Here is a 10,768-nt window from a genome sequence, read left to right as displayed (position 1 = left end):
GCGCGGCACGAACGAGAACACGAACGGACTCCTCCGGCAGTACTTCCCCAAAGGCACCGTCCTATCCGGACACAGCCAGAACTATCTTGATCAAGTCGCCGCGGAACTCAACGGACGCCCCAGACAAACCCTGGACTGGCACACCCCAGCAGAAGCCCTGACTAAGCTACTCAGCAACGATCAACACACCGGTGTTCACACGACCCCCTGAACCCGCCCGCGGAACATCTCCTCCTGAGCGCGGATCTCCTCACTGGGCGCCGAACCCTACGCGGCGTCGCCCGTGGCGATCGCCTCGGCCTCGCCCACCGCGGTCTCGTGCGGCGTCGCGCCGACGCGGTGCAGCAGGTGGCCGACGCTCGCGAGCACGATGATCGAGACGACGAGCGAGGCTGCTCCCACCCAATACGGGGCCGGGGCGCCGAGCGCCGCGGCGATGGGGCCGGCGATGGCGGGGGCGATCGCCCCGCCGATGAACCGCACCGCCGAGTAGGTCGACGAGGCCACGTTGCGCGGCAGGTCGGTCGCCTCCATGACGGCCTCGGTGAGGGCGGTGTTCATCACGCCGAGCAGCAGACCGCTCACGACGACGACCGCGATGAGGCCGGGCAGGGAGTCCACGAAGACGCCGAGCAGCACCAGGCAGATCGTGAGCCCGCCGAGCATGGTGAAGAGCACGGGCCGCAATCCGAAGCGACGGGTCAGCACGGGCGCCACGAGCACCGAGGTGATCGCGAGCGCGAGACCCCAGCCGAAGAACACGAGGCCGAGCTCGTGGGCGCCGAACTCATGCATGCCCGCGGCCTTCGCCGCGGCCTCCATGGGGTACGGGCTGTAGGCGAGCAGCACGAAGAAGCCGAAGTTGTAGAAGAACGCGACGGCGCTGAGCGCGAGCAGCGCGGGGTTGCCGAGCGCCTTGAATCCTGCCACGAGCGAGGGGCGCTGAGCGCGGGCGGCCTTGCGCTCTTCGGCGGTCTGCCTGGGGGCGCGCAGCAGGACGAGGATCGCGAGCAGCGCGACGGCCATGAGCACCGCGGTGCCGAAGAACGGGCCGCGCCACGAGATGGAACCGAGCGCGCCGCCGACGAGCGGCCCGATCGCCATGCCGACGCCGAGCGCGGCCTCGTAGAGCACGATCGCCTGGCGCGAGCCCCCTGAAACTGCGCCCACGATCGCGGCCAGCGCGGTCGAGATGAAGAGCGCGTTGCCGAGTCCCCAGCCGGCGCGAAAGCCGATGATCTCGCCGACGGTGCCGGATCCCCCGGCGAGGGCGGCGAAGAGCACGATCAGCACGAGGCCCGCCACGAGCGTCCAGCGGACGCCGATGAGCCCGGAGACCCAACTCGTGAAGAACATCGCGATGCCCGTGATGAAGAGGTAGCTCGTGAAGAGCAGCATGGTCTGGCTGGCGGTCGCGCCGAGTTCATGGCTGATGGCCGGCAGGATCGGATCGACGAGGCCGATCCCCATGAACGAGATGGCGCAGGCGAACGCGATCGCCCACACGGCGGTGGGCTGACGCAGGATCGAAGCCTTGCGGGGCGGCTCGGCTGCGGGGCGAGCGGTGCTCGCCTGCGATGCGCCGTGCGGCACACGGATCGACCCGGTGTCGGAGCGGGATTCTGTGACGGTGGACGTGATGACTCCTCGGTCGTTGGTGTTCGGTGTGGGTGCCGCGCGCTCCGTGCGGCTGTTCCTCCGCGCTTCGCGCGTCGCTCCGTGCGGCTGGCCGCAGATCAGGCTCGCGGATCCTCGATCCGCTCGCTCAGCTGCTGCAGCAGCTCGACCGCGCGCGCGAGCGTCGCACGGTCGAAGTCGGAGAGTTCGCCGAGATGCGGCCGCACGCGATCGGCGGCGATGCCGCGGTACTCGTCGAGTGCCGCGCGGCCCGCCTCGGTGATGCCCACGCGGGTGGCGCGGCCGTCATCGGGGTCGGGGTGCCGGTCGACCCAGCCCTCGTGTTCGAGGCGCTGCACGAGCCCGGTCATGGAGGGCTGCGCGACCCGCTGCTGCTGGGCGAGTTCGCTCACGCGCGCCGAACCCGACTGCTCGAGTTCGGCGAGCACGCGCCAGGCGACGAGCGAGTAGCCGACGCCCGCGGTGCGGCCCGCGATGCGGGAGAACCGACCGCTGATGCGGGTCAGCTCAAGCGCAAGAGCATCAAGATTCGATGCATTCTGAGCGTTGTCTTCAACCACGAAACCAATCATACACCCATTTGCATAGCAGAGCTATGCAAACGACGATGGTGGGACGACGAGACGGGGCCGGACGCCTACAATGACGTACCAGACTACGGCTTCTCAGGCCCCCGCGGCTCAGCGCTGCCCGAGGTCGGCGCCGAACGAATCTCGCCCCTTGCCCTCGACAAGCTCGCGAGTTTTTGCAAGCTTGAGTCATCCGACGAGCGAGCCAAGGGAGCCTCACATGATCTTCGTCAACCTCACCACCACCGACCTCGAACGCAGCAAGGCCTTCTACACGGCGCTGGGCTGCGACATCAGTCCGCTGTTCACCGACGAGAACGCCGCCTGCGTCGTCTGGGACGAGACCACGTTCTTCATGGTGCTGACCCACGAGCACTTCTCGCAGTTCACCGACAAGCCGATCGCCGATCCGCGCGAGAGCGCGCAGGTGATCGTCGCGTTCACCCGCGATTCTCGGGAGCACGTCGACTCGACGGTCGAGGCGGGTCTCGCGGCGGGCGGCACCGAGAACCGCGAGCCGCAGGATTACGGTTTCATGTATCAGCGCAGCATGCAGGATCCCGACGGCAATGTCATCGAGTTCACCTACATGGAACCGCAGGCGGCGGAGCAGGGCCCCGAGGCGTACACCGAGGAGCACGGCGCGGGCCCGGATCCGGTGCCCGGAATCTGAGACGGCCTGTAGACGAACGGTTCGAACCGTCATGTCCGAGAGCTCATCAGCGGGTCGCATCGTGATCGACCTCTTCACCACGCTCGACGGAGTCGCCCAGGCTCCGGGCGCGCCCGATGAGGACCCCGCCGGGGGGGGTTCCGCTTCGGCGGCTGGCAGGCGCCGCACCCCGACGACATGGTCGGCCGATCCGTCATGGAGGGTATGCACCGCATGGACGCGCTGCTGCTGGGCCGCCGCACCTACGACATCTTCGCGGGCTACTGGCCGCAGCACGGCGACAGCGAGGTCGGTCGCGTACTGAACGCGCTGCCCAAGTACGTCGCCACGCGCAACCGGGACCTCCCGCTCGGCTGGCCGGGCAGCACGCGCGTGGGAGACGACCTGTCAAGTGAAGTGGCGCGCCTGCGCGAGCGGCACGACGAGGTGCACGTGATCGGCAGTGTCGACCTCGTGCAGACGCTCGTCGCCGAGCGGCTCTTCGACGAGTTGAAGCTCTGGATATACCCGATCGTACTCGGCGAGGGCAGCAGGGTCTTCCCGGACGGGGCGGCCCCCACGAACCTGCGCCTCGTCGAACCGCCGGTCGCGGGGAGCGCCGGGGCCGTGCTGCTGCGCTACGCGCCCGAGGCCGGCATCCCCGAGACCGGCACCATGGACGACTCGCCCGAGGCGTAGTCCGCGCCGAACGCCGAGAGGCGGATTTCGTATGAAGGATCCGAGATCCTCATGCGAAATCCGCCTCTCGAGCGGGTCGCACCGGTTGCAGCGGTTGCACCTACGGCGCGCTAGGCCGCGACGAAGAACAGGCGCTTGTTCGCGAACTCGCCGATGCCGAGCGGGCCCATCTCGCGGCCGAAGCCCGAGCGCTTCACGCCGCCGAACGGGATCTCGGCCGCCTCGGCCGCGATGGTGTTGACGTGCGACATGCCGACCTCGAGCCGCGAGGCGACGCGCGCCGCGCGCGCCTCATCGGTCGAGAACACCGAGCCGCCGAGACCGAGCGCGCAGTCGTTCGCGAGCTCGAGTGCCTCCTCGTCGCTCGACACGCGGTACACCGTCGCGACCGGGCCGAAGATCTCCTCGCGGTACGACTCGGAGTCGCGGGGCACCCCGGTGAGCACGGCCGGCGAGTAGTACGCGCCCGGCCCGTCGGAGAGCACGCCGCCCGCCTCGAGGGTCGCCCCCTCCGAGACGGCCTTCTGCACCTGCGCGTGCACGGTCTCGGCCGCGGTGCGGGTCGACAGCGGGGCGAACTCGCCCTCGGCGAGGTTCAGCTGGTCGCCCGGGGTGAGGCCCGCGGCGAGCTTCTTGAGCTCGGCCACGAACTCGTCGTAGATGTCGTCCATCACGATGAGGCGCTTGTTCGAGTTGCAGACCTGGCCGCCGTTGTAGACGCGGAAGTTCCAGGCCTCGGCCGCGGTCGCCGCGACGTCGTCGCTGTCGAGCACCACCATCGGGTCGATGCCGCCGAGCTCGAGCACGCACTTCTTCAGGTGCTGTCCCGCCTGCGCCCCGATGATCGCGCCGGCGCGCTCGGAGCCGGTGAGCGACACGCCCTGCACGCGCGGATCCGCGATCATCGTCGCGATCTGGTCGTGCGAGGCGAACACGTTCTGGTAGCCCCCGACGGGCACGCCGGCCTGCTCGAAGATTTCCTGCATGGTCAGCGACGAGCGCGCGCAGATATCGGCGTGCTTGAGCAGGATCGTGTTGCCCAGCAGCAGGTTCGGCGCGGCGAAGCGGGCCACCTGGTAGTAGGGGAAGTTCCAGGGCATCACGCCGAGCAGCACGCCGATGGGACGGTGCTCGACGTAGGCCTTGCCCGGGATGGTGCTCGGGATCTCGTAGTCGGTGATGAGGCTCGGACCGTGCACCCCGTAGTACTCGATGATGTCGCGCGCGAACTCGACCTCGTCGATCGACTCCGCGAACGACTTGCCCATCTCGGTCGCGATGATCCGCGCGAGCTCATCCTTGCGCTCCTCGAAGATCTCGGCCGCGCGCTTCACGACGACGGCGCGCTCCTGCACGCTCTTCTCGCGCCACTCGCGGTAGACCACGTCGGCGGCGGCGAGCTGCTGCTCGATCTCGGCGTCGGTCGCGCTGTCGAACGTCTCGATGATCTCGCCCGTCGCGGGATTCTGCACTCGGTACTTGGCCATGATGCTCCTTGGTTTGCGTCTCTCGACTTACGTCATTCTGCGCGAAGTCGCAGGATCCCACCAGCGGGGGATCCTGCGACTTCGCGCGGGGGTTGCGGCGCCACCCGTTCCCCGAGCTCGTCGGAGGGAGCGGGTGGCGCCCGGTGGCTACGCGCCGGTGCAGTAGCCGTCGGCGACGTTCAGCGCCTCGTCGATGATGTCGAGGCCCCTGACGAGGTCCTCCTCGCCGATGATCAGCGGCGGCGCGACCTGCAGGCGGTTGCCGGCGGCGAAGGGCCACAGGCCCGCGTTCTTGCAGGCCGCGACGACCGCGTTGAACGGGGCTGCAGCCTCACCGGCCGCATTGAACGGCACGAGCGGTTCGCGGGTCTCGCGATCCAGCACCAGCTCGATCGCCCAGAACAGGCCCGTGCCGCGCACCTCGCCGACCGACGGGTGCTTCTCGGCCATCTCGCGCAGACGCGGCCCGACCACGCGCGACCCCAGGTCGCGCACGCGCTCGAGGATCTGCTCCTCCTCGAAGATGTCGAAGGTGGCGACGCCCGCAGCAGCACCCAAGGGGTGCCCGCTGTAGGTGAGGCCGCCCGGGAACGGGCGATCGGCGAAGGTGTTGTGGATCGGCTCAGAGATCACGACACCGCCCAGCGGCACGTAACCCGAGTTCACGCCCTTCGCGAAGGTCACGAGGTCGGGCGTCACGTCGAACGCCTGGAACGCGAACCACTCGCCGGTGCGGCCGAAGCCCGCCATGACCTCATCGCAGATCATCACGATGCCGTAGCGGTCGCACAGCTCGCGCACACCCTGGAGGTACCCCGGAGTGGGCACGAGGATGCCGTTGGTGCCGGTGACGCTCTCGAGGATGATCGCCGCGATCGTGTTCGGGCCCTCGAGCTGGATCGTGTGCTCGAGGTGCTGCAGCGCGCGCTCGGTCTCCTGCTCCGGGGTCTCGGCGTGGAACTCCGAGCGGTAGGGGTAGGGGCCGAAGAAGTGCACCACGCCGGCGTCAGGGGTGCCGTTGGCCCAGCGGCGGGGCTCGCCCGTGAGCGTGATCGCGGTCGCGGTCGAGCCGTGGTACGAGCGGTAGCGTGCGAGCACCTTCTGACGCCCGGTGTGGTGACGCGCCATGCGCACCGCGTACTCGTTCGCGTCGGCGCCGCCGTTGGTGAAGAACACCGAACGGGCGCCCTCGAAGGAGTGCTCGACGATGCGCTTGGCGAGTTCGCCGCGCACGTCGTTCGCCATGGCGGGCTGGATCGTGGCCAGGCGCCCGGCCTGATCCTGGATCGCCTTGACGAGACCGGGGTGCTGATGGCCGAGATTCAGGTTGACGAGCTGCGACGAGAAGTCGAGGTACTCGGTACCGTCGTAGTCCCAGAAGCGCACGCCCTCGCCCTTGGCGACCGGCAGCGGGTTGATCTGCGCCTGCGCCGACCACGAGTGGAAGACGTAGTCGCGGTCGTTGCGGCGCACCTCGCGCTGGGCGTCGGTGTCGCCGAAGGCCTGCTCGGCGCCGTTCAGGTCGATGTAATCAGTCATGTCTCTTATTCTCTCCCGATGCGTCAGCTGTTGCTCGGGAAGCCGAGGTCGACCTTCGACTGCTCGGGCTTCGGCCAGCGGGTGGTGACGACCTTGGAGCGGGTGTAGAAGTGGATCGACTCGGGGCCGTAGATGTGGGCGTCGCCGAAGAGCGAGTCCTTCCAACCGCCGAACGAGAACGAGCCGACGGGCACGGGGATCGGCACGTTGATGCCGACCATGCCGGCCTCGACCTCGAACTCGAACTGGCGCGCCACGCCGCCGTCGCGGGTGAAGATCGCGGTGCCGTTGCCGAACTGGTGGTCGTTGATGAGCTGCACGCCCTCCTCGTAGGTGTCGACGCGCACGACCGCGAGCACGGGGCCGAAGATCTCCTCGAGGTAGACCTTGCTGTCGGTCTTGACGTGGTCGAGCAGCGAGACGCCGGTGAAGAAGCCGTCGCCGTCGAACTTCGCCTCGCGGCCGTCGACGACCACGGTCGCGCCCTCGGCCTCGGCGCCGGCCACGTACGACTCCACGCGGGCCTTGGCCTCGGCGGTGATGAGCGGGCCCATCTCGGATGCGGGATCGGTGCCGTCGCCGATCTTGAGCTTCTCCATGCGCTCGGCGATCTTCGCGACGAGCTCGTCGCCCACGCCGCCGACGGCGAGGACGACCGAGACGGCCATGCAGCGCTCGCCCGCCGAGCCGTAGGCTGCCGAGACCGCGGCATCGGCGGCGCCGTCGAGATCGGCGTCGGGCATCACGATCATGTGGTTCTTCGCGCCGCCTAGCGCCTGCACGCGCTTGCCGTTCGCGGCGGCCCGCTCGTAGATGTACTTCGCGATCGGGGTCGACCCCACGAACGAGATCGCCTTCACATCGCGGCTGTCGAGCAGCGTGTCGACGGCCACCTTATCGCCGTGCACGACGTTGAGCACGCCGTCGGGCAGACCCGCCTCGCGGAACAGCTCGGCGATGAATACCGACGCGGAGGGGTCGCGCTCCGAGGGCTTCAGCACCACCGTGTTGCCGCACGCGATCGCCGAGGCGATCATCCACAGCGGCACCATGACGGGGAAGTTGAAGGGGGTGATCGCCGCGACCACACCCACCGGCTGCTTGATCGAGTGCACGTCGACGCCGGTCGAGACCTGCTCGTCGCGCTCGCCCTTCAGCAGGTGCAGCAGGCCCGACGCGAACTCCACGTTCTCGAGGCCGCGGGCGATCTCACCGGCGGCGTCCGAGAGCACCTTGCCGTGCTCGCTCGTGACGATCGCGGCCAGCTCGGGGGTGCGCTGCTTGAGCAGCTGACGCAGGTTGAAGAACACGTCGGCTCGCTTGGTGAGGCTGGTCTTGCGCCACAGCGGCAGCGCGGCCTTGGCCGCGGCGATGGCCTCCTCCACGGTCGCGACCGATGCGATCGCCAGGTCGTGCTGCTGCTCTCCCGTGGCCGGGTTGTACACCGGCTGGGTGCGCTCAGCCGCGTCGACCTTCTCGCCGCCGATGATGTGAGGGATGAGTGCCATCCGTATTCCTCTCGATCAATATGTTCGGGATCGCCGAACTCCGATATGGCCCAGTATTCCAGGGCTGCTCAACCTTGAACACCATCACTCCATCCGCTTTTACGTCGATCCCCATACACTTTGTTCGATGGGGTGCTCCGGGTCGCGGCGCGGGGCGGGTACCGCTGCGGCGGATCCACCCGCCCCGTCAGCACCACCAGAAACGAGGAACCATGCAGAACAGCATCAGCGTCGCGGACGCGCTCGACCTCCCCGAGGTACTCGCCGGCGATCCGCGGGTACTCGCGGGATCGGGTGGACTCGACCGCGAGATCCGCTGGGCGCACGTGGTGGCCGGTTCGGCCGCGGTCAGCCTGCTCGACGGCGGCGAGCTGGTGCTCACCACGGGAGCCGGCTGGCCGGGCAGCGGGGCCGAGCTCGAACGCCTCTCCGCGGCGCTGCTCGACACCGAGCCCGCGGCCGTGATGCTCGAACTCGGGCGCTTCTTCGCGGATCCGCCGGCGCCGCTGCTCGACGCGTGCGAACGCCGGGGCATCCCCCTCATCGCGCTGCACCGGGAAGTGCGCTTCGTGCAGATCACGCAGCGCGTGCACCAGCGCATCCTCGCCACGCAGACCGAAGCGCTCGCGGCGCGAGCCGAGGTGCACGCGATGCTCACCGAGCTGGGTCTCAACCGCAGTCCCGTGGACTACGTGATCGAGCGCCTCGCCGACACGCTCGGCACGGCCGTGGTGCTCGAGGACTCCGCGAGACGGGTCGTCGCCTGGGCCGGTCGAGCCGACGGGGCGGGCGGATCCGGGTCCGGTCCGGCGCAAGCCGCAGCACCGGCGCCGGCGCACCCGCTCGCCCCGTGGGCCGGCGCCGACGGCCAGGAGTTCGAGCTCCCGGGCGGTTGGGAGCGCGTGCCGGTCGAAGCGCAGGGCCGGCGTTGGGGGCGACTGACCGCCCTGCCGGGCCCGGACCACCCCGCCGGGCGACGCACCGTGCTCGAGCTGGGCGCGTTCGCGCTCGCCCTCGGGCGCCTCGCGGACCCCGAGGGCGGGCAGTGGCTGCAGCTCTCGTCGAAGCGCCTCTTCGACGTGCTGCTCGGCGGGCGCTACCGCCGCGACGAGGAACTCGCGGTGCAGCTCGCCGCCGCCGGCCTACCGGTTTCGGGCCGACGGCTGCTCGGAGCGACTCTGCGCGGCGCGGGCGATTTCGGCGGCGATGCGTCGCTGCAGCACGCCCTGCTCGCCACGGCGCTCAGACGGGCGGTGGCCCCGGAGGGGAGAGTGATCCTCGCCCCCGACACCGGCTCGGACGCCGGCGCCGATCCCGCCTTCATCGCGCTGCTCTCGTTCCCTCCGGGCGATCCGCGCGCCGACGCACTCGAGGGCCGGGTGCCGGCCCTCGCCTCGCGCCTCTCCCGTGAACTCGACGCGCTGCTGCCCAGCACCGTGCCGCCCGCCTGGCGCGCCCACCTGAGCCTCGGCGCCGCCGACGGGCGGGTGCGCGGGCTGATCTCGTCGCTCGAGCAGGTGCGCGCGGCGGGGGCCCTGGATCCGGCGGCGAGCGCCGGCCGCGTCACCGTGCAGCAGGCCGAACGCCAGCCGCTCGCCTATCTGGTGCGGGGGCTCGCTGCCCTGCCCGAGGTGCAGGAGTTCGCCGAGGAGGCACTCGCCCCGCTCATCGAGCACGACTCCGCCGGCGGCCCGGGCCATAGCGGCGACCTGCTGGCGGTGCTGCGCGCCTACCTCGATCATCCCACCAACCGCTCGCTCGCGGCTCAGCGAGCGCGACTGTCGCGGTCGGTGTTCTACCAGCGGATCGCACTCATCGAGGAGCTCTTGGGTGTGGATCTCGCCGACGGAACCGTCATCGCGACGCTCACGGTCGCGCTGCTCGCCCGGCGGTGATCCGGCGGCGACACTCTCGTCCCCCCTCGCTGCAGCATGCTCCCTCCGAAACGCGGAGTCCCGAATCGCCGGAACCGTACGACCGGTTTCAGCATTCTGAGACTCTGCGTTTCAGGCGGGCCGGCTCAGCGGTTCCAGAGCGCCGGGTAGGGGTGGCCCAGCTCGATCACGAGGCGACGCAGCGTCGGCAGGGAGAGCCCGATCACGCAGCTCGGGGTCCCCTCGATCCGCTCGATGAACGCCCCCGCGAGTCCGTCGATGGCGAAGCCGCCGGCCAGCTCGAGCGGTTCCCCCGTCGCGACGTAGGCGGCGAGTTCTTCGTCGGTGAGGTCGGCCGACAGCTCCACCTCGGCGGTGTCGACGGATCCCGCGGCTCCCCGCACCTCGCCTCCCGTGCAGTCGATGAGCCAGTGCCCCGAGTGCAGCACCCCGCTGCGCCCCCGGTGGTGCTTCGCGCGAGCCAGAGCGACGTCGGGCTCGTGCGGCTTGCCCAGGATCTCGCCGTCGAGCAGGAACATCGAGTCGCCGCCCAGCACGAGTCCGTCGATCTCGTGGCCGTGCCGACGCACGACGTCCTCGGCCTTCAGCCGACCCAGGTACTCGGTGAACTCGGGCGCGCTGAGCGACCGGCCCAGCTCGGCCTCGCGCGCGGCGACCGCTGCGTCCTCGTCGACCTCGGGCGAGAAGCAGATCGGCTCGATGCCCGCGCCCCTCAGGACCGAGAGCCGGGCGGGGGACGTCGAGGCGAGGTACAGGCGCATGCGTCAAGCCTACGCACCTC

10 protein-coding genes are annotated in these 10,768 nt (G+C 69.8%); 4 read left to right on the top strand and 6 right to left on the bottom strand.

The window, feature by feature from the left end; all coding sequences use genetic code 11:
• On the top strand, nt 1-211 hold a 211-nt coding region (locus AC0KXF_RS07790; RefSeq protein ID WP_473108626.1), incomplete at its 5' end, for a transposase.
• Between the two features lie 56 nt (nt 212-267).
• Here AC0KXF_RS07790 and AC0KXF_RS07785 read toward each other — a convergent pair.
• Both AC0KXF_RS07785 and AC0KXF_RS07780 read right to left on the bottom strand, forming a co-directional pair.
• Nucleotides 268-1,593 (bottom strand): MFS transporter, encoded by a 1,326-nt coding sequence (locus AC0KXF_RS07785; protein WP_473108625.1) that lies wholly within the window; start codon nt 1,591-1,593, stop codon nt 268-270.
• A gap of 143 nt (nt 1,594-1,736) precedes the next feature.
• Nucleotides 1,737-2,198, bottom strand: coding sequence for a MarR family winged helix-turn-helix transcriptional regulator (locus AC0KXF_RS07780; RefSeq protein ID WP_255572605.1), 462 nt, complete (start codon nt 2,196-2,198; stop codon nt 1,737-1,739).
• A gap of 229 nt (nt 2,199-2,427) precedes the next feature.
• Between AC0KXF_RS07780 and AC0KXF_RS07775 the strand changes: the two genes are divergently transcribed.
• Together AC0KXF_RS07775 and AC0KXF_RS07770 are read left to right on the top strand one after the other, a co-directional pair.
• The gene (locus AC0KXF_RS07775; protein WP_473108624.1) at nt 2,428-2,880 is read left to right on the top strand and encodes a VOC family protein; all 453 of its coding nucleotides are present in this window, start codon (nt 2,428-2,430) and stop codon (nt 2,878-2,880) included.
• Nucleotides 2,881-3,057: 177 nt separating this feature from the next.
• On the top strand, nt 3,058-3,558 hold the full coding sequence (locus AC0KXF_RS07770) for a dihydrofolate reductase family protein (RefSeq protein ID WP_473108623.1): 501 nt from the start codon (nt 3,058-3,060) through the stop codon (nt 3,556-3,558).
• Nucleotides 3,559-3,668: 110 nt separating this feature from the next.
• Here the strand turns inward: AC0KXF_RS07770 and AC0KXF_RS07765 are convergent, their stop codons facing one another.
• From AC0KXF_RS07765 to AC0KXF_RS07755, 3 genes are all read right to left on the bottom strand, one after another.
• Nucleotides 3,669-5,045: an NAD-dependent succinate-semialdehyde dehydrogenase gene (locus AC0KXF_RS07765; RefSeq protein WP_473108622.1), complete on the bottom strand. Its 1,377-nt coding sequence runs from the start codon at nt 5,043-5,045 to the stop codon at nt 3,669-3,671.
• Nucleotides 5,046-5,192: 147 nt separating this feature from the next.
• On the bottom strand, nt 5,193-6,584 hold the full coding sequence (locus tag AC0KXF_RS07760; RefSeq protein WP_473108621.1) for an aminotransferase class III-fold pyridoxal phosphate-dependent enzyme: 1,392 nt from the start codon (nt 6,582-6,584) through the stop codon (nt 5,193-5,195).
• Nucleotides 6,585-6,607: 23 nt separating this feature from the next.
• Nucleotides 6,608-8,092, bottom strand: coding sequence for a CoA-acylating methylmalonate-semialdehyde dehydrogenase (locus tag AC0KXF_RS07755; RefSeq protein ID WP_473108620.1), 1,485 nt, complete (start codon nt 8,090-8,092; stop codon nt 6,608-6,610).
• 212 nt (nt 8,093-8,304) lie between these two features.
• On the opposite strand from AC0KXF_RS07755, the gene AC0KXF_RS07750 reads away from it, so the two are divergent.
• Entirely contained in the window at nt 8,305-9,987 is a 1,683-nt protein-coding gene (locus AC0KXF_RS07750; RefSeq protein ID WP_473108619.1) for a PucR family transcriptional regulator, read from the top strand.
• Nucleotides 9,988-10,112: 125 nt separating this feature from the next.
• On the opposite strand, the gene AC0KXF_RS07745 is transcribed toward AC0KXF_RS07750, so the two are convergent.
• A complete protein-coding gene (locus AC0KXF_RS07745) occupies nt 10,113-10,748 on the bottom strand; it encodes a Maf family protein (RefSeq protein WP_473108618.1) in 636 nt (211 codons plus the stop codon).
• Nucleotides 10,749-10,768: the final 20 nt, after the last annotated feature.

This window comes from Leucobacter holotrichiae (genome assembly GCF_055791005.1).
The sequence above is the reverse complement of the archived record's forward strand: the minus strand, read 5'-3'. Positions and strand labels throughout refer to the sequence as shown.